Genomic DNA, 17,488 nt, shown 5'->3' on the forward strand with positions numbered 1-17,488 from the left:
TCAGGGACGATGCCGGCCTTCCAGCTTGGCGGGGTTCAGCACGATCCAGACTGCGATGACCTCGTCGCCCGCCGTGCTCACGCTGACCACCGCCACCTTCCGTCCTTCGCGGCGCAGGACGAGGCCGGTGCGGCCGTTGACGGACCCGACGGTCACGGCGGTACGGGGGCGGCCCGACAGCAGAGCCGTGATGAACCGGGCCACGGCGTCCGCACCGTGGGTGGGATGGACCGCGGCGCGCAGGTTGCCGCCGCCGTCGCTGACCACGATCGCGTCGGCGGCCAGGACGGCCATCAGCGCGGCCGTGTCCCCCGCGCCGCAGGCCGCCGCGAACCGCCGAGCGATCCGATCATGCCTCCGCAGCATCGCACGGTCGGGAACGTCCCGCCCCGGCCGCGGTCGGCCCTCGGCGAGGTCGGGCGTGCTGGACGGGGCCGGACGGCGAATCGGACTCCCCTCGACGGCGGGATCCCGGTCGCCGGCCGTGGAACCGAAGGGGGCCGAGGCGGTGGGGAGGGCCGGATCGCCGGGGACGGCCGCGGCGATGGAGGCGATCAGTTCCAGGCAGATGCCTCCCGCCACCCGCGTCAGCCAGGCCCGGGGCAGCGCGATGGCGGCGCGTTCGCGGTCGTCGAGGACGTACCAGCGACGGTAGGTCTCCTGGACGATCTCCTCGGCCGCGGCGGCGGAGCCGAACATCCAGGTGGCGATGTCCACCAGGTGCCGCCGTTCGTCGAGCATCTCCGCGAGCGAGGCGAGGGCGCCGGCGTCCGGGCCGGTCATGGACGGCCGTCGTCAACGCCGCGGCCACCGCTCCCAGCGCCGCTGCGGGACGGGGGCTCCGGGGAGCGGGAGGCGTCCTTGGGCCGTTCCCCGGTGGTGGAACGGTCCGCGTGACCGCCGGCCGTCCGGATCGTGGGCATGTCGTCCTCACCTCTTCACCGTCGCCAGCCAAGACCGGACAGCTCACCGATCTGTGACCCTCGCTCCCCTACCTGGTCTGGTCGGTCGGGCGGACGAGGATCTCGTTGACGGCGACGTGCTCGGGCTGGGTGACCGCGTACACGACGGCGTTGGCGATGTCCTCGGGCTGAAGGGTGCGCATGGCGGCGGCCATGTCCCGTGCGAGGGCCCGCATCGCGGGATCTGTGTTGTGGCTGATCAGTTCGGTCGCGACGAAGCCGGGTTCGACGACCACCACGCGAACGCCCTGGGCCGTGACCTCCTGCCGCAGTGCCTCGGAGAAGGCGGTGATGCCGAACTTCGTGGCGCCGTAGACGCCGCTGTAGGCCGACGCGACCCGGCCCGAGGTCGAGGAGATCTGCACGACGGTGCCCTTGGCCTTCAGCAGGTGCGGCAGTGCCGCGTGGACCATGTACATCGACCCGAGCAGGTTGGTCTCGACCATGCGTGTCCATTCGGCGGTGTCCGCACCCGCGATCGGGCCGTTGAGCATGACGCCGGCGTTGTTCACCAGGACGTCCAGGGCGCCGAAGCGCTCGACGGTCGCGGCGACCGCCGCTCGCACCGACTCCTGGTCGGTCACGTCCAGATCGAGGGTCAGGACCTCGCCCGGCGCCTTGCGCGCGAGGGACTCCAGCCGATCCGCGCGCCGGGCTCCGGCGGCGACGCGGGCCCCCTCCGCCGAGAAGGCCAGCGCTGTGGCCTCGCCGATGCCCGAGGACGCTCCGGTGACGAGGACGACTCTGCCGTTGAACATGTCGTGCACTTTCGGCCTTCCAGTAGGTACGCGGCGACCGCCGGAGCACGGATTCGCCGCGCCCCGGGGTCACCCGGTCACCAGCTAAGACAGGCGACCCGTCCGGGCTGTGACGGCCCATCGAGAAGTGCTCACCCTCGTCGGCGCGGAGCCTGTCACGGATCAGCGGGCTGTCCGGTCTGTCTAGGGGACCGATGCCGCCATTCCATGAAAGGAGAGAAAGACGTGCCATCCTCAACTGAAGGCGACGAGCTCAGCTTCGAGCAGGACATCAAGCCCCTGTTCCGGACGAAGGACCGCGCCGCGATGCTGACCCGTTTCGACCTGTTCGATCATGCTGACGTCTCCGAGCACGCCGACGCCATCATCGGTTCCCTGCTGAGCGGGCGAATGCCATGCGACGGCGCATGGCCCGAGGCGGACCTGGTGAAGCTCCAGCGGTGGATCGACATCGGCAAACCGGCTTGAGGGACCGCAGCGCGAAGTAGCCGTCGCCCACGACCGGCAGAGCAGGTCGTGGGCGGCCGGCCCCCGTCCGGCCTTGGTGCGGCCGCCCAACGGGGCGGCCGGTCGCGCGGGCGGTCAGGCGACGGCCGCCGCGGCGGTGATCTTGGCGGGGTTCATCATCCACAGCACCTGGCCGATGCCCTGGTCGGAGCCGTCGACGGTGAGGACGGCGAAGGTCCGGCCGTCGCGCTGGAGCAGGGCGGCCCACTGGCCGTTCACGGTGGCCCACTCCACGTCGACCCCGTCCCAGAACTGGTTCGCGAACGCCCGGACGTACTTGGCGACACGGACCGCGCCCACCACGGGGAAACGGGACGCCCGGACGGCGCCGCCGCCGTCGGAGTAGCTGACCGCGTCCGCGGCGAGGATCTCCTCCAGGGCGGCCATGTCGCCGGCGCGGGCGGCGGCGACGAAAGCGGTCAGCAGCCTGCGCTGCTCGGCGCCGGTCACCGGTGCCCGCCGCTCGGACCGCAGGTGCTTGCGGGCCCTGCTGACCAGCTGCCGGACCGCCGCCTCCCCGGCCTGGAGGATCTCGGCGATCTGCGGATAGGGGTAGTCGAACGCCTCTCGCAGGACATAGGCGGCGCGTTCGGTCGGCGACAGCCGTTCCAGGAGCATCAGGACCGCGAAACTGAGCGCCTCGCCGCGTTCAGCGCCCAGGTACGGATCGGAGCCGGTATCGACGGGCTCGGGCAGCCAGGGACCGACGTAGCTTTCCCTGCGGACCCGCGCCGACCGCAGGACGTTGATCGCCAGCCGGGTGGTGGTCGTCGCCAGGAACGCGGCGGGATCGGCCACGGCAGCGCGGTCGTAGGTCTGCCACCGCAGCCAGACATCCTGCACCAGATCCTCGGCCTCGGTGACGCTGCCCAGCATCCGGTAGGCGATCCCGAACAACCGCCGCCGCACCTCGGCGAAGACCGCCGCGGCGTGGTCGAGATCGCCCACCGCCTCCGGAACGTCGGCGGCCGGCCCGCCCGCCGCCGGGTCCTCGCCCCGGCCGTCGTCCGCCACCATGATCGCCCCCGCTCGGATCGCCGGCCTGTCCGGTCTCACCTGCCCTCGGACAACTCAGACAAGGCAGGCCTCACTTCTGTGACAGTAACCGCTACCACTCCGAGATGGCGGAGCGCCTGCGGGAGCGCGGCCCGCGCGGCGACCTGGACCGAGATCGGCCGCGGCGACACAGCGGTCGGCAGGGCGTCGCCAGTCCGCCAGGTGAGCGCGCTGCCCTCGGCAGAGACGATCTTCCGATCGCGCCGGAGCGGGACCCCGCCGTGCGCGGGGTGCGGGCCGTGAGGGAGCACGTGTATGCGCTACGGCTCGTCGCCGGCGCCCCCACCGCGCTCATCCGGCGGGACGTACTCGAACGTGGGGCCGGCCGTGGTGCCGTCGCCGTCGGGCGTGCGCATCAGCGCCTGGGCCTGCGCCTTGAGCCTGTACATGGTGGTGACCGCGTCCCCGAGCAGCTGCGGGCTGCCGTTGAACGCCTGCTCCAGCAGGTGCAGGAGGGTGCAGTACGTCCGGTTGAACTCCGCCTGGGCCGCGCGGATCGCGCTGCCCGGCGGGTGGTCGGCGATCTTGGGGTTGGGCCGCATCGGCAGGACGCCGGCGAGGTCCACGCCGACCGGCTCGCCGGTGGGCCCGGACCGCGGGGTGTCGCCGCGGCGGTAGCGGCGGCCGGCTTCGAGCTCCTGGAAGCGGTAGTAGTGGGCGACCTCGTCCCGGTCGGGGTGGTGGACGTCGGGGTCGCCGTCCCAGACCGCGCCGCGGGACGTGCCCTCGCCCTCCTCGACGATCTCCTCCAGCGCGGCCAGCGCCGAGGCCGGATCCGTGACCGCGATCATCCGTCCGGCGGTGTGCTGGAAGTGCCCGGCGTGGACCTGGCGGGACGGATCGCCCGAGAAGACCTCCGCCTCGCCCAGCCGGTCGCACAGGCCGCTGAGCCCGGCCTCGATCGCCTCATAGAACTGCCCGATCGTCTCGTAGCGGTCGCCTTCGGCGGGGGCGCCGGGCGGCGCCGGCCGCTCCAGGCGGAGGAACATGTCGAGCGCCGCGTCGCCGAACGGGAGCAGCGACAGCTCCAGCGAGGGGTCGCCGTGCGGCAGCCGCCGTGGGTGCGGCGGCAGCAGCTCCGGCGCGTCCAGCCGCGGGCTCCCGCCGACGGCGTTGAGGAGGTTCGCCGCCAGCACCAGGTGCAGCATCTCCTCGACGAAGACGCCCGCCACCGCCTCGGCGGCCTCGGGGTTGCGTTCCGGGTCGAGCGAGTAGAGCGCGCACAGGTACGGCGGCAGGGTCGCGTGCTCCAGCTCGATCGCCCACTGCAGGTGCTCGCGGAGATCGTCGAGCGTGGCGATTCCTGTCGACGGGACGGGAACCGGGGCATGCTGCCGCCCGACCGGGTGGTTCATGGGTGTCTCGCTTCGGATGCCGTGAGGTGGGCAGGGGTCAGGCGCCTTCGCCGGGGCGGTGCCCCCGGGACCGGGAACCGGATTCCAGTTCCTCGGCAGCGCCGAGCAGGTTGCGGAGCCTGATCTCCTCGGCCTCGGCTTCGGCCGGGTCGAACAGCCACCCGGAGACCGGCTGCGCCGCGGCCAGCACCGGGTCGCTCGCCTCGGCCAGCTCCAGTTCGGCCTCGACCTCCGCCTCGAACCCGATCTCGAACTCGTCGCCGGTCGGGGTGCTCATCGGTCCTCCATACACGGATCGTTCGGCTGGCCGCCCGCCCGGACGCCTGGTCGCGTGGACCAGCCGCACGGAGATCTGCCCGGAGGCGAACCTGCGGGTGAGGGTCTCGCTCTGGCGGGCCGCCAGAGCCGTGCGCGCGGTCGGGAGGGGCCGCCCCCGTACGGAACGGATGCGGCGGTTCTCCGACTGCCGGACCGTCGTGGCGCCGGCGGTCCGGCATCCAAGGGCGGCTCGACCTCCTGGACGGTGGTGAGCGCGGTCTGCCAGGCAGTCGATCCGGGCTTCGGCTCGGTGGCGGTGGCGTCAGGGCCGGACAGGGTGGTGGCTCCTGGGCTCGTCGGTGCGGACGGGGTCACTTGACCGGGTTCGCGGCCAGCCAGTCGGCGTACGTGATCTCGCCGAGGGTCGCGGCGCCCTCGTCCGGAACGAGGTCGCGCTCGTGCATCTCGGCGCCGAAGTAGTGCGCGTGCGGGTCGGTGACCACCTCGCGCGGGTCGCCCCACGCGGCCAGCGCCTTGCGGAAGAACTCGTCCATCCGCGACAGCTCGGGGCCGGCGATCTGGATGCGGCCGTTCAGCGGCGCGCCCGCCGCGGTCCGCGCGACCATCCGGGACACCTCCCCGCCCGCGATGGGCTGGAACAGCACCGGCGGCATCGGGACCGTGTCGCCGCCGGCGGCGGCCTCGTCGGCGATCCTGCGGCCGAACTCGAAGAACTGCGTCGCGTGGATCAGCGAGAACGGGATCGGCGACTCCTCGATCAGCCTCTCCTGCGCGACCTTCGCCCGGAAGTAGCCGATGTCGGGCCGCCGGTCGGTGTTCACGATCGTCAGCGCGACGTGGTGGCCCACGCCCGCCTTCTTCTCCGCCTCGAGCAGGTTGCCGGTCGAGGTCGTGAAGAAGTTCAGCACCGCCGCGTCCTCGAAGGACGGCGAGTTGGACACGTCGATGACCGCGGACGCGCCCTCCAGCACCTCGGCCAGTCCCTCGCCCGTGAGCGTGTTCACGCCCGTGTTCGGCGCGGCCGGCACCGCCTCGTGCCCGTGCTGCCGGAGCATCTCCACGGCCTTCGAACCGATCAGGCCGGTGCCGCCGATGACCACGATCTTCATGAGTACCCTCCTGTCCGCCGGGCCGTCGGTCGCAGCCCGGTCGCCAGCTAAGACAGGGCACCCGTCCGGGCTGTGACAGCTCCCGCGAAGATTTCCGCGGGCCGCCCGTTTCGGGCCGCGCCCGTCACTGCACCACCGGCACCGCCGAAGCCGTCGGCTCCTGATTACTACCGGGCCCTGTCCGCGTCAGTGACTCATGGTGTTCTCACGAACGCGCGGGGCCTGGCTTGCCGGCCGTGGCGATTCGGCGCTCCTGACCAGCCACAGGCCCGTGAACACGGCTGTGGCCAAGGTGACGACACCGGCAACGACGAAGGCGCTGTTGAGCCCCTCCTCGAAGGAGGCGCCACTGGACTCCCGGGTGCGCACGACGGCTCCGAGCACCGCCACGCCGAGGACCGCGCCGATCTGCCGGGTGGTGCTGCTGACGCCGGACGCCAGGCCGCCCTCCTGCGGGTCGGCCGACTGGATGGCGGCGCCGGTCAGCGGGGACATGGTCAGGGCGAACCCGATACCGACGACGGCGAGCCGCCACCACACGTTCGTATAGGCGGTGTCGGCGTGCACGAAGCCCAGGGCCAGCAGTCCCAGCCCGGCCAGCGCCAGGCCGATGGTGACCATGATCCGGAAGCCGTACCGGGCGGCGAACCGGCCCGCGAACGGGCTGACGATGACCATCGCGAGCGTTGCGGGCAGGGTCTGCACCCCGGCTCGCAGGATCGAGCTGCCCTGGACGTAGACGAAGAACTGGGAGAAGAAGAACGACGAGCCCATGAGCGCGAAGCCGACCACGATCATCGCCGTGTTGGAGACCGTGAACAGCCGTTGCCGGAAGAGCCGCAAGGGCAGCATCGGCGCCGAGACCCGCCCCTCGACGACCACGAAGACGGCGAGGATCACGGCCGCGGCGGCGAAGCTGCTCAGGATCACGGGCGAGGTCCAGCCACGGGCGCCGCCCTCGATCAGCCCGTAGGTGAGCGCCCCCACGCCCAGGACTGACAGGACCGTTCCTGGGAGGTCGATCGCCGGCGCGCTCGGGTTGCGGGACTCGTCCAGCACGCGCAGGCCGGCGACCAGCAGGACCGCGCCGACGGGCACGTTGACGAGGAAGATGGCGGGCCAGCCGAAGGCCTCCACCAGAACGCCACCGGCCAATGGTCCGGCGGCCAGACCGATTCCGCTGAGTCCCGCCCACAGCCCGATGGCCCTGACCCGCTCCCGCGGAACCGGATACGCGGCGGTGAGCAGGGTCAGCGAGGCGGGACTCAGCGCCGCGGCCCCGATGCCCTGCAGCACCCGCCCGACGATCAGCCAGCCGATCGAGGGCGCGGCGGAGCACAGGACGGACGCGGCGGTGAACACCACGACGCCGGCCAGGTACATCCTCTTGCGGCCGAAGCGGTCGGCGAAGACGCCGCCGGACAGCAACAGCATGGCGACCAGCAGCACATAGGCGTCGACGATCCATTGCAGCCCGGTCAACTGGGTGTGCAGCCGCTCCCGCATGTCGGGCAGCGCCGCCCCGACGATCGTGTTGTCGAGCAGCACCATGAACTGCCCCAGGCAGGTCACCGTGAGCAACGCCGCCCGATTCGGCACGGCCACCGGCGGTGCAGACTTCATCGTTCCTCCTAAAGCAGCTTATAACTGCTTTAGGAGGCTAACGGGCGGAGCCCGTTAACGCAACTGCGAGCTGCGCTAAGGTGGGGCCATGGAGAAGCGGCAGCCGGCCCGGCGGCCCGGCGGGCGCAGCGCCCGCGTCCGGGCGGCGGTGCACCAGGCCGTCACGGAACTGGTCGGCGAGCGCGGCTACGGCGAATTCACGGTCGGCGACGTCGCGGCCCGCGCGGGCGTGGCCGATACCAGCATCTACCGCCGGTGGGGCACCCTGGAGACCCTGCTCACCGACGTGGTGCTCACGCGCCTGAACGCGCAGTCGCCCATGCCCGACACCGGGAGTCTGGCCGGTGACCTGCACGCCTACGCGGCCCAGGTGGCACGCGAGATCACGGGTCCCGACGGCCTGGCGGTGCTCCGCCTGACCGTCGCCCTGTCGAACAGGGGCGAACGGGGCCTGCGGGCGCGTGACGATTTTCTCGCCGAACGCACCCGCTTCGTGCAGGCCATGCTCGACCGCGCCGGCGACCGCGGCGAGCATCCACCCGACGTGCTGGGCGTGCTCGACCACATCATGGCCCCGATGTACATCCGCGTCCTGTTCGGCGCGGGCCCGCTCACCCCGGACTACATCGCCGGCCTGGTCGACCGACTGCTGAAGCAGCCCTGATGCGCGCGGCGGTCCAGGTCGTCGTCACGGCGAACCGCGCGCCGGGTCGGTGCTCACCCGGATCGTCGCGGTGCTCGGCTCTTTCGGGTTGTCGCCGCTGGGCTCGGAGGGGGGATCGGTTCGTCTGTGGGCGCGCGGGCGGAGTTGGGGGCCTGCTCTTCCGCTCCGGGGCACGCCGAGGGCTGCGGCCCGTCCGTGCGGGCCCGGTCGTCCGGCCGGGCCCGCGCGGCACCGGGGCCGGCCGTCACACCTTGAGGACCCGGAGCGACGGGTGGTTCTCGGTGTTCAGGTAGAGCCTCTCCTTCGTGCCGTCCTGCTCCAGTTCGAGGACCAGACGGTAGCGGTACAGTCCCGGCCGGGCGGTGCTGAGAACGGCCCCCGCCCAGTAGTAGTAGATCGGCGTGTAGGGCGAGCGCATCAGGTCCGGCATCCCGTAGATCTTCAGCTCGGTCATGATGCGGCGTTCGGCGACGTCCTCCTCGTCGCCCCGCTCGGTGTCCAGGAACACCAAGTTGTTGATCTTTGGCATGGGCGGCCAGGTGCCGTCGGGGCGCTTGTGCATCTCGATCGGGCGGATGATCCAGTTGATCACCTGGCCCTGCTTGCAGATGGTCTCGAGATGGTCGGTGCCCTGCCCGACTCCGCCGACGCTGTTGTCCATCATGTAGAGCGCGTCGTCGAGGGACCCGGTCTGGGCGGCGCGTTCCATGTTCACCAGGGTGACGACGTTGAGCTGGACGGAGTTGAGCTGACCGCGGGTCTCGGTGGTCACCGGTGCCCCCTTCCGGTGGCACTCTGGCCGACCAGGGCCGGCGTCGATATGGCGTACGGCTCCGTGACGGTGCCGAGACGGAACTTCAGCCGGTACGAGACGGGCTCGGTGACATGCCGCTTCACCGTCGCGGTCCAGTAGGCGATGTCGGTGTTGGGGTAGAGCTTCCGTTCGGGCGCGCAGAACTTCTCGTCGATCACGATGCCGTCGAGGGCGGCGTAGGTCTCGCACTCCAGGACGACGACGTTCCAGATGATCCGGTCGCCGGAGCGCACCCGGGTGCGCAGGTCCACCGTGCCGAAGCCGGTCGATCCCTCGGCCTTGTTGGTGTCGTACAGGTACAGGTTCCCCTCCAGGGTGCCGGAGGCGAGGGCCGCGACCGGATCGATCACCGCCGTGATCGACACGGGCCGGGACTCGGGTGGTCTGGCCTTGCTGGGCATCGGCTTCTCCGTTCGGTGCGGGACTCGGGGGGACGCGGGCTCAGGGCATCGGCAGCATGCCGAGGCCCGCCCCGGTGAAGGCGTTGCGCTTGGGGTCGCTGATGACCTTGATGGCGGACTCGCAGGTGAGGTCGACCGGCTCCCAGGCCGGCTCGTCGTTGCGCCACACCAGCTCGTGCAACTGGATGTGCATCGTGTAGCGGTAGGTTCCGGGACGGGCCGTGTCGACCGATGCCGCCCAGTACCAGCCGTCCGACACCATGTCCGGCGAGCCGTACTGGGCCGGATACATGACCTTCTCGTCCACGGCCTGTCCGGTGATGTCAGTGATCACCGGGTTGGGGTGGTTGTAGGCCTGCCCCTCGCCGGTGACGACGTTCCCGGTGACGTCCAGGACCTTGCCGATGGCCGGGGCCCGGCCGCCGCGCGGCCGCCGGGCGCGGGCGCCCACGCGGCGCCGCAGGCCCTCCAGTTCGGCCGCCGTGTCGACGGACGGGTCCCCGGCCCGGTCGGCGACGCCCGCGATCTCCTCCAGCGCCTCCTGGTCGGTGGCCTGCGCCCGGTCGGCGTGGTAGCTGCGAGGGACGGTCGGGGGGATGGAGCCGAGGCTGGCGGGCAGCCAGTTCAGCACCTGCTCGGTTGCCTGCGACCCGTCCGCCCAGTACGTGCCGGGGCAGATGGTCACCAGGTCCGCGGTGCCCTGTCCGGTCGAGCCGAGGAAGGCCATGTTGTCGAAGAGGTAGACGTTGCCGGTGAGCGTTCTGGCCTGGAGCGCGTTGGCGATGTCGACGAGGACGATGATCCCTTGCTGCTGCGCCATGGATGCGCCTTTCGGGTCGCTGGTGGGGTCACGCGCACATCAGCGCGGGCGAGTCGAGATGCAGGACGCTGTGGGAGCCCTCGTGCATCTGCACTTCCAGCCGGTAGTGGTAGGGGACGCCGCGGGTGAGGTGGGCCGGGACGATGCCCTCCCACACCTTGAGGTCGAGGTTCTCGTGGCCGCCGGACTGCCCCTCCCAAGCCGGTGCCCGCTCCGGGGCGGCTCCGCCGGGTGGCAGGAAGGTGATGGCGGAGATCTCGGCGGTCGTCTGGACGTCGACCGCGATCGCGGTCCACTGGACGACCTGCCCGGGCACGACGATCGTGCACAGGTCGACGGTGCCCTGGCCGCGGCTTTCGAAGGCACCGTCGTCCACCAGGGAGAGGTTGCCGTTGTGCAGCGTCCCGTCGGACAGGGCTCCGACGGCGTCCACGAGGACGACGATGTTGACGTGGGGTTTCACTGGCACTCCTGTTCTGGTCGGTTGCCGTCCCTCAGCCCCGGTCTCGGACCAGGGGAACCTTGCCGACGGCCGTCCGCTCGATCTCGGGCGAGGACCGGGGCACGAACGCGAGCTGGAAGCGGTAGCCGGTCCGCTCGACCGCCTCCGGGGTGGCCTCCCGGTCGTTGAACAGCGACAGGGAGCGGAGAAGCGCGCCGACGAAGACCTGGTGGACGCCGGTCGGGCCGAGAGCGGCCGACAGCGCGCAGGTGAGGCCGTCGGCGTCGTCGACCGCGGCGAGCAGCGTGATGGTCTTGTGCTCGCGGTGGTTGACGAACTGGATGTCGTGGGCGGCGGCGTCCAGGTCCATGCCGGTGGTCTCGCGCAGCCGGTCGCGGAGCGCGGCGTAGGCGATCGCCGCCGAGTACTGGCTGTCGTTGATGTGCAGCACGTCGCCGGTGCGGCCGGCGAACTCGAACCGGCCGGTCTTCAGGCCGGGCCCGTCGAGGGCGGGTCGGCGGATCATCCGGTCGCCGAGCTTGAGCCGCAGCAGCGGCGCCTCGTGCGCGTGCAGCCGGGTGACGACGAGCTCGCCCTCCTCCCCCTCGGCGACCGCGCGGCCCTGGCCGTCGACGATCTCCACGAGGTGCAGGCCGGGCACCGCGGCCAGCCAGGGCGAGTCGTCGCTCAGCTGGAGCCCGACGGTCTCGGCCTGGGTGGCGGCGAAGTAGCTGAGGATCGCGACGTTCGGGAAGACCGCGCGCAGCTCGGCACGCTTGCGCTGCGGCAGCACGCCGCTGCCGTACAGCGCGACGCGGAAGCTCTCCCGCGCCTGGCGGCTCAGTCCGGCGCCGAGGTCGCTGAGGATCGCGATGCCCGCTGAGATGCCCATCATGGCCTTGGGCCCGGGGTAGGAGAACATGTGCTCCAGCACGGGGCCGGTGACGGGGCCCGCGCCGATGTAGTTGACGCCCGGGACTTGCTGCAGGACGCCGCCGACCATGGTCCCGCTGCTCCACATCTGGTAGTCGGCGAGGTTGGTGAACAGCCATTTGGGATCGCCGCCGGCCAGGTGGTCGCGGAGCTGGTAGGTGCCCATGAAGGCGCCGGCGATGCGGTAGGTGTCGTGCAGCTCCCGCAGCGAGTAGACGATCTCCAGCGGCAGCCCGTCGCTGGTGCCGCCGCTGGCCACCACCTCGAACCCGCCGTGCGCGAGCGGCACCACCATCCCGGAGCGCGCCCCCGTGAACATGTCGCGTTGGACGGTCTTGTCCGACAGCGGCACCCGTTCCCACTCCTCGTAGGTGGCGGGCGGACCGGTGACGCCGGAGGCCGCCAGCCGCTCCCGCCACAGCGGGTTGAGCAGCACCGTGTTGATCATCTGGCCGAGGCGGCGCAGGACCAGAGCGTCCTGGACATCGTGCGGGGTCTCGGCGTAGGGGATGCCGCAGAGCCGCTCGCACTCGCGCAACTTGCTCGCGAAGGACGGCAGCGCCGGGACGGCGTCCACCGACCACGGCCGCATCTCCTCCTCGGGGATCAGCCGCGCCGCCAGTTCCGGGCCGTCCACGGGCGACCGGCCGACCGGCCTGAGAATCGTCGAGGTCATGTCGCGCTCCTATTCTTCACGGGGGGTTCGTCACGGGGGTTCGTCATGCGGGGAGGTCGCCGCGGAGCAGCCGCTGACCGGTGCTCCTGATTTCGGCGAGGAGCATCCGGAAATGCTCGGCGCTGATCTGGTGGTTCATGAAGACGACGCGCAGCGCCGCGGTTCCCTGCACGTCCACCTTGGAGATGAAGAACCGCCCGGCCAGCCTTACCTGTTTCCTGATTCGCAGTTGCAGGCGATGGACACGTTCGGCGGCGACGCCTTCCGGCCGGTAACGGAAACAGAGAATGTTGGCCTCCGGCTCGTGCAGCACCTCGAAATCGGGTTCGTCGAGCAGGACGCGGTGCGCCTCGTGCGCCGTCTGGCACAACTGCTCGATCTTCTCGGCGAAGAGCGCGCGCCCGTACACCGCCCACAGCGCCCACAACGGCATGATCATCGGACGTTTCGTGCACTCGAGGTTCTTGTCGCCGCTGTCGAGCGCGCAGTGCGCGTCGGGCTCCTCGTCGAGGACGTAGCTGGCGGCGCCGCGGCCGAACGCCTGGGGAGCGTCCCGCGCGTCGCGGTAGAACAGCATGGTGCAGGGCGCGGGGACGAACATCAGCTTGTGCGCGTCCCAGGTCAGCGAGTCGGCCTTCTCGATCCCGCGCAGCCTGTGCCGCAGCACGTCCGACACCAGCAGGCTCGCGCCGTGCGCTCCGTCGACATGCAGCCAGATGCCGCCTTCGGCGGCGATACCGGCCAGTTCGCCGATCGGGTCGAAGGCGCCGAGCGCGGTGGTGCCCGCGGACGCCACCAGGCAGAAGACCTCCAGCCCCCGGCGCTCGGCGGCGGCGAGCACCGCGGGCACCCGGTTCACGGCGATGCGTCCGCGCGGGTCCACCGGCAGCCGGACGATCCGCTTCTCGCCGATGCCCAGGACGCCGGCCGCGCGGGTCACGCTGTAGTGCACCTCCTCGCTGACCGCGATGGCGGGCAGGCCGCGGCCGCCGTGCTCGCCGCACGCCCAGATGTCGGGATAGGCGCGGTTCCTGGCGGCCAGCAGCGCGGTGAGGTTGGCCAGCGAGCCCCCCGACGTGGTGACCATCGCGAAGCGGCCCGGGTCCCAGCCGATGAAGCGGTTGAGCTCCTCGGCCATGATCCGCTCGGCCGTGATCGGCAGCTGCCCCGCCTCGTAGTAGGACGAGGGCTGGTTGACGACCGAGCCGACGAAGTCGATGACGCCGGCCATCGGGACGGTTCCGGAGAACTGCCGTCCCATGTATCCGGGCGAGTGCACCTGGATACCGGTACGGATGTAGAGCTCGACGATCGCCGCCAGCCGTTTCTCGTCGAAGGCGGCGATGCTCTCACGCTCGGTCGTCATCAACGCCCGCGCCGCCTGTGCCAGGACGCCCGGATCCGCAAGTTCCAAGCCCCGGACGGACCGGTCCGCCAAATGCGATTCCAGGCGCGCGGCGACCGCCTCGGAATTCCTGCGAAAGAGTACTGGATCGAATGCGGATAACAACGAACTCTCCGGCGCCGCCCATCGCGATACAGACGGCGGGCATTCTTCCGACACGTCGGCCACACTCAGCCTTCCATTTCTCTGACCGCTCCAGAAACTCACCCGACGCAGGCGAGTGTAGGCAGAATTCAATGACGCCATCAAGGGCATGTACTGCTAACCATCGGGATACCGCATACTTTGAACACTCAGAAACGCAATTAAATCCAGTTGGCAACTTATGTCGAGAATCGGGTTATTTCTGGCGCATCGTCGATTCGCATACGCGCCCAGGTCCGGAAAAGCACCACTCTCATGCGGCGGCGGATCGATGCGAGTCAGTCGGCGTGCGCGGACCTGCGAGGGCCGGCCTCACCGGGGATGAGTGCATCCGCCCCTCTCAGGGGCGGCAGGCGCCTCGCGTGACACCGGGCGTCGTTCCGGCGCCTTCTCCGGGCACGCAACTAACCAGATGAAGGCCGACGCCGGCGGGCGTAGGCCCGTGCCGCCCGGACCCGATCTCCGCAGCGCACTGAGCACCACAGGCGTGCTCCATGGGTGCGCACGAGGAATCGAGAGCAGGGCTCGGCAGCGCACGCGGCGATTCTCGGCACGTCCGGTCCTGTGAGAAGGTCGGCGGCGTCTGCGGCCAATTCGGCGAGTATGTGGTCGGTGGCCTGGTCCAGCGGATGGAGTCGACGGCGATACAGCCCCTGCTCGGAGCTCCAGGCCAGCAGTTGCGCGCGCGGCACCGCGGTCAGGGCGTCGTTGACCGTGGTCAGTGCGTGCTGAGGCGCGGGCTCCTTCTGCGTCAAAGCGGTGAGCAACCCGCGGACGCTATGCCGCAACGTGCGCAAACGCGCCGTGCACGGGTCACCGAGCGTCAGCGCGGAATCGATCAGGTTCTGCTCGACAAGCCAGGCCGTCGCGAGCTCCCGATCACCGATCATGTCGGTCGTGCCGGCTGGAGTGACCAGCCACGTGTTCGCCAGCGCCAGCGCCGGACGCCCGTCTTCGCCCGGGGCAGGGGGCAGGAGGTGTCGTGAGGCCGCAGCGTCCATCGGACTCATCTTCTCATGGCAATTCCCTAGATCTTCCGTGACGCCGTGTTAGCATCCTCACGGAAAAACTCGCTTATAACGTGAGGAGCATTCATGTCAGATTCTCCCGCCGACGTCGTGCGCGTCCGGGTCTTCGGCGGGCCCACCGCCCTCATCGAGATCGGCGGGCTGCGCATCCTGACCGACCCCACGTTCGATGAGCCGGGCGACTACGAGGTGGGCCCCGGCATGTTCCTCAGCAAGACGGCCCCAGCCGCCGTCCAGGCGAGCGAGATCGGCCACCTGGACGCCGTACTGCTCTCACACGATGAGCACCCGGACAACCTCGATCAGGCCGGACGGGCCCTGCTGCCGAGCGTTCCAGTCGTCTACACCACCGAGAGCGGCGCCCGCCGCCTCGGCGGCAACGCGCTCGGCCTGGCACCGTGGGACGCTCGTGAACTCCCCCGCCCCGACGGCGGCCGGCTCACCGTCACCGGCGTCCCGGCGCGCCACGGTCCTGAGGGCTGCGAACCCGTCACCGGCGACGTGACCGGCTTCGTGCTCTCCGCAACAGATCTCCCCAGCGTCTACGTCAGCGGCGACAACGCCTCACTGGAACTCGTCCAGGAGATCGCCGGCAGAGTGGGCCCCGTGGACACCGCGGTGATCTTCGCGGGCGCCGTCCGCACGCCCCTCCTCGACCAGGCTCTGCTCACCTTGGACAGTGAGCAGGCAGCCACCGCCGCCGCGATGCTCGGTGCCCGCCGGATCGTCCCAGTGCACATCGACAGCTGGTCCCACTTCACCGAGGGCCCCAACGACATCCGGGCCGCATTCACCACCGCGGGCCTGGACGACCGCCTCTCCCTCAACTGAACGGGCCGCCTCGACCTACATCAACCGGTGGAGCTGAGCGGCCTCGGCACCTCCTGCCCACGTCACCGGGTCCCGCCCTGGACCACACCCTGATGTCCAGGACCTTCGCCTACTGCCCCGAGTTGCCGTTCATTCCCGGCGCTCCGGGTATCGGCAAGGTCAGCGCCAGCGACGAGTCTCTGCTCGGGCGCCGGGTCCTGGTCCGGGGCGGCGGGGACATTACTCCCTGCGGTCCAGGCGCCAGGCCCCGCTTCGAGCCCGGTGGCCAGGTCTCCGGAGCCGATGCCGAACACCCTCACGCTTCCAGGCGGGAGCCTCTTCCTGATCGTCGAGGACATGCCGGGCCTGCCGGCCCATACCGGGTGATCGCAAAGGGCTCCCACTGGTCTTGATGTGTGACGGTCGAGGACCGTGCGGTGGCCGTGTGGTCAGCGCCCTGGAATCTCGTGGGCGCCGAGATGGTTGACGCCAGTGTGAAGAAGATCGGCTTTCTCTCTTTCGGCCACTGGAGTGACGGCGCCGGCTCGCGGACCCGGTCGGCGGCGGACACACTGCTGCAATCGATAGACCTCGCCGTGGCCGCGGAGGAACTCGGCGCCGACGGCGCCTACTTCCGAGTGCACCACTTCGCCCGGCAGCTTGCATCGCCCCTCCCGCTGCTCTCCGCGATCGGCGCGAAGACCTCGCGCATCGAGATCGGCACCGGCGTGATCGACATGCGTTACGAGAACCCGATGTACTTCGCCGAGAACGCCGGGGCCGCCGACCTGATCGCCGGCGGGCGGCTCCAGCTCGGCATCAGCCGGGGATCACCGGAACAGGTCATCGACGGGTGGCGGTACTTCGGGTACGAGCCGTCCGAGGGCGACACCGATGCCGACATGGCGCGCAAGCACACCGAGGTACTGCTCACGGTGCTGCAGGGCAGAGGCTTCGCCGAGCCGAACCCGCGGCCGATGTTCCCCAACCCGCCCGGGCTGCTGCGCATCGAACCGCATTCCGAGGGGCTGCGCGACCGCATCTGGTGGGGTTCGGGCTCCAACGCCACCAGCGTGTGGGCCGCACAGCTGGGCATGAACCTGCAAAGCTCCACGCTCAAGGACGACGAGACCGGCGAGCCGCTGCACGTCCAGCAGCGCAAGCAGATCGAGGCCTACCGGCAGGCGTGGAAGGACGCCGGACACCAGCGCGAACCGCGCGTGTCGGTCAGCCGCAGCATCTTCGCGCTGACCACCGACCTGGACCGCGCCTACTTCGGCCGGAACGCCGACTCAGGCGACCACATCGGGATGATCGACGAGAACACCAGGGCCATCTTCGGACGCTCCTACGCCGCCGAACCGGACGTGCTGGTCAAGCAACTCGCCAACGACGAGGCCATCCAGGCCGCGGACACGCTGCTGCTGACGGTCCCCAACCAGCTCGGTGTCGACTACAACGCACACGTCCTGGAGAACATCCTGACCCACGTGGCACCCGAACTCGGCTGGCGCTAAAGGAGACGCCCAGCCGGCCCTATCCGCCGTAGGGCCGCCCTCCCACCTCACGACCGTGGTGGGGTGGACGTGGACCGAGTGCTCGCCGCGTCGGTCAGGACGGCTGGACTCGGGTCGAAGAGGGCGGGGGCCTGCGCCGGGTACGTCCAGCCGCACCCGTAGCCCGCGCATCTGGTGGGACTTCG

General features: G+C 70.6%; 18 protein-coding genes. 4 read left to right on the forward strand and 14 right to left on the reverse strand.

From position 1 onward, the window contains the following. Nucleotides 1–783 carry a nuclear transport factor 2 family protein gene (locus BKA00_RS12250; RefSeq protein WP_185025020.1) on the reverse strand — a complete coding sequence of 261 codons (783 nt, stop codon included), beginning with the start codon at nucleotides 781–783 and terminating at the stop codon, nucleotides 1–3. Between the two features lie 208 nt (nucleotides 784–991). Then, nucleotides 992–1,720, reverse strand: coding sequence for an SDR family NAD(P)-dependent oxidoreductase (locus BKA00_RS12255; RefSeq protein ID WP_185025021.1), 729 nt, complete (start codon nucleotides 1,718–1,720; stop codon nucleotides 992–994). 225 nt (nucleotides 1,721–1,945) lie between these two features. Here BKA00_RS12255 and BKA00_RS12260 point away from each other — a divergent pair, with 225 nt between their 5' ends. Then, nucleotides 1,946–2,188: a hypothetical protein gene (locus tag BKA00_RS12260; protein ID WP_221493120.1), complete on the forward strand. Its 243-nt coding sequence runs from the start codon at nucleotides 1,946–1,948 to the stop codon at nucleotides 2,186–2,188. Between the two features lie 114 nt (nucleotides 2,189–2,302). Here BKA00_RS12260 and BKA00_RS12265 read toward each other — a convergent pair whose 3' ends face one another. From BKA00_RS12265 to BKA00_RS12285, 5 genes are all read right to left on the reverse strand, one after another. Beyond that, nucleotides 2,303–3,244, reverse strand: coding sequence for an RNA polymerase sigma-70 factor (locus BKA00_RS12265; RefSeq protein WP_185025023.1), 942 nt, complete (start codon nucleotides 3,242–3,244; stop codon nucleotides 2,303–2,305). A 299-nt stretch (nucleotides 3,245–3,543) separates the two neighbouring features. Further along, on the reverse strand, nucleotides 3,544–4,638 hold the full coding sequence (locus BKA00_RS12270) for a ferritin-like domain-containing protein (protein ID WP_185025024.1): 1,095 nt from the start codon (nucleotides 4,636–4,638) through the stop codon (nucleotides 3,544–3,546). 37 nt (nucleotides 4,639–4,675) lie between these two features. Continuing rightward, a complete protein-coding gene (locus BKA00_RS12275) occupies nucleotides 4,676–4,915 on the reverse strand; it encodes a hypothetical protein (RefSeq protein WP_185025025.1) in 240 nt (79 codons plus the stop codon). Between the two features lie 352 nt (nucleotides 4,916–5,267). After that, on the reverse strand, nucleotides 5,268–6,026 hold the full coding sequence (locus BKA00_RS12280; protein ID WP_185025026.1) for an SDR family oxidoreductase: 759 nt from the start codon (nucleotides 6,024–6,026) through the stop codon (nucleotides 5,268–5,270). 186 nt (nucleotides 6,027–6,212) lie between these two features. Further along, nucleotides 6,213–7,649 carry an MFS transporter gene (locus BKA00_RS12285; RefSeq protein WP_185025027.1) on the reverse strand — a complete coding sequence of 479 codons (1,437 nt, stop codon included), beginning with the start codon at nucleotides 7,647–7,649 and terminating at the stop codon, nucleotides 6,213–6,215. Nucleotides 7,650–7,737: 88 nt separating this feature from the next. Here BKA00_RS12285 and BKA00_RS12290 point away from each other — a divergent pair, with 88 nt between their 5' ends. After that, nucleotides 7,738–8,313: a TetR/AcrR family transcriptional regulator gene (locus BKA00_RS12290; RefSeq protein WP_185025028.1), complete on the forward strand. Its 576-nt coding sequence runs from the start codon at nucleotides 7,738–7,740 to the stop codon at nucleotides 8,311–8,313. A 244-nt stretch (nucleotides 8,314–8,557) separates the two neighbouring features. Here BKA00_RS12290 and BKA00_RS12295 read toward each other — a convergent pair whose 3' ends face one another. The 7 genes from BKA00_RS12295 to BKA00_RS12325 all read right to left on the reverse strand — a co-directional run bounded on the left by BKA00_RS12295 (nucleotide 8,558) and on the right by BKA00_RS12325 (nucleotide 14,949). Next, the gene (locus BKA00_RS12295) at nucleotides 8,558–9,085 is read right to left on the reverse strand and encodes a hypothetical protein (RefSeq protein WP_185025029.1); all 528 of its coding nucleotides are present in this window, start codon (nucleotides 9,083–9,085) and stop codon (nucleotides 8,558–8,560) included. Further along, nucleotides 9,082–9,528, reverse strand: a complete 447-nt coding sequence (locus tag BKA00_RS12300; RefSeq protein WP_185025030.1) for a hypothetical protein — start codon at nucleotides 9,526–9,528, stop codon at nucleotides 9,082–9,084. The genes BKA00_RS12295 and BKA00_RS12300 overlap by 4 nt, the downstream gene beginning before the upstream one ends. Before the next feature lie 40 nt (nucleotides 9,529–9,568). Then, nucleotides 9,569–10,348, reverse strand: a complete 780-nt coding sequence (locus tag BKA00_RS12305; RefSeq protein ID WP_185025031.1) for a hypothetical protein — start codon at nucleotides 10,346–10,348, stop codon at nucleotides 9,569–9,571. A 28-nt stretch (nucleotides 10,349–10,376) separates the two neighbouring features. Then, entirely contained in the window at nucleotides 10,377–10,811 is a 435-nt protein-coding gene (locus BKA00_RS12310; protein WP_185025032.1) for a hypothetical protein, read from the reverse strand. Between the two features lie 31 nt (nucleotides 10,812–10,842). Next, complete coding sequence (locus tag BKA00_RS12315) at nucleotides 10,843–12,399, reverse strand: phenylacetate--CoA ligase family protein (protein WP_185025033.1); 1,557 nt, start codon at nucleotides 12,397–12,399, stop codon at nucleotides 10,843–10,845. A 43-nt stretch (nucleotides 12,400–12,442) separates the two neighbouring features. Then, a complete protein-coding gene (locus BKA00_RS12320; RefSeq protein WP_185025034.1) occupies nucleotides 12,443–13,765 on the reverse strand; it encodes a pyridoxal phosphate-dependent decarboxylase family protein in 1,323 nt (440 codons plus the stop codon). Nucleotides 13,766–14,352: 587 nt separating this feature from the next. Continuing rightward, a complete protein-coding gene (locus tag BKA00_RS12325; RefSeq protein WP_185025035.1) occupies nucleotides 14,353–14,949 on the reverse strand; it encodes an ABATE domain-containing protein in 597 nt (198 codons plus the stop codon). A 93-nt stretch (nucleotides 14,950–15,042) separates the two neighbouring features. Between BKA00_RS12325 and BKA00_RS12330 the strand changes: the two genes are divergently transcribed. Further along, nucleotides 15,043–15,807, forward strand: coding sequence for an MBL fold metallo-hydrolase (locus BKA00_RS12330; RefSeq protein ID WP_185025036.1), 765 nt, complete (start codon nucleotides 15,043–15,045; stop codon nucleotides 15,805–15,807). A 458-nt stretch (nucleotides 15,808–16,265) separates the two neighbouring features. Next, nucleotides 16,266–17,303, forward strand: a complete 1,038-nt coding sequence (locus BKA00_RS12335) for an LLM class flavin-dependent oxidoreductase (RefSeq protein WP_221493121.1) — start codon at nucleotides 16,266–16,268, stop codon at nucleotides 17,301–17,303. Nucleotides 17,304–17,488: the final 185 nt, after the last annotated feature.

The sequence above is a fragment of the Actinomadura coerulea genome (assembly GCF_014208105.1).
In the GTDB taxonomy this organism is placed as follows: domain Bacteria; phylum Actinomycetota; class Actinomycetes; order Streptosporangiales; family Streptosporangiaceae; genus Spirillospora; species Spirillospora coerulea.

Coding starts and splice junctions, on each gene's coding strand:
- BKA00_RS12250 (WP_185025020.1), bottom strand. CDS start 783: ATGACCGGCCCGGACGCCGGCGCCCTCGCCTCGCTCGCGGAGATGCTC.
- BKA00_RS12255 (WP_185025021.1), bottom strand. CDS start 1,720: ATGTTCAACGGCAGAGTCGTCCTCGTCACCGGAGCGTCCTCGGGCATC.
- BKA00_RS12265 (WP_185025023.1), bottom strand. CDS start 3,244: ATGGTGGCGGACGACGGCCGGGGCGAGGACCCGGCGGCGGGCGGGCCG.
- BKA00_RS12270 (WP_185025024.1), bottom strand. CDS start 4,638: ATGAACCACCCGGTCGGGCGGCAGCATGCCCCGGTTCCCGTCCCGTCG.
- BKA00_RS12275 (WP_185025025.1), bottom strand. CDS start 4,915: ATGAGCACCCCGACCGGCGACGAGTTCGAGATCGGGTTCGAGGCGGAG.
- BKA00_RS12280 (WP_185025026.1), bottom strand. CDS start 6,026: ATGAAGATCGTGGTCATCGGCGGCACCGGCCTGATCGGTTCGAAGGCC.
- BKA00_RS12285 (WP_185025027.1), bottom strand. CDS start 7,649: ATGAAGTCTGCACCGCCGGTGGCCGTGCCGAATCGGGCGGCGTTGCTC.
- BKA00_RS12290 (WP_185025028.1), top strand. CDS start 7,738: ATGGAGAAGCGGCAGCCGGCCCGGCGGCCCGGCGGGCGCAGCGCCCGC.
- BKA00_RS12300 (WP_185025030.1), bottom strand. CDS start 9,528: ATGCCCAGCAAGGCCAGACCACCCGAGTCCCGGCCCGTGTCGATCACG.
- BKA00_RS12305 (WP_185025031.1), bottom strand. CDS start 10,348: ATGGCGCAGCAGCAAGGGATCATCGTCCTCGTCGACATCGCCAACGCG.
- BKA00_RS12315 (WP_185025033.1), bottom strand. CDS start 12,399: ATGACCTCGACGATTCTCAGGCCGGTCGGCCGGTCGCCCGTGGACGGC.
- BKA00_RS12320 (WP_185025034.1), bottom strand. CDS start 13,765: ATGACGACCGAGCGTGAGAGCATCGCCGCCTTCGACGAGAAACGGCTG.
- BKA00_RS12325 (WP_185025035.1), bottom strand. CDS start 14,949: ATGGACGCTGCGGCCTCACGACACCTCCTGCCCCCTGCCCCGGGCGAA.
- BKA00_RS12330 (WP_185025036.1), top strand. CDS start 15,043: ATGTCAGATTCTCCCGCCGACGTCGTGCGCGTCCGGGTCTTCGGCGGG.
- BKA00_RS12335 (WP_221493121.1), top strand. CDS start 16,266: ATGGTTGACGCCAGTGTGAAGAAGATCGGCTTTCTCTCTTTCGGCCAC.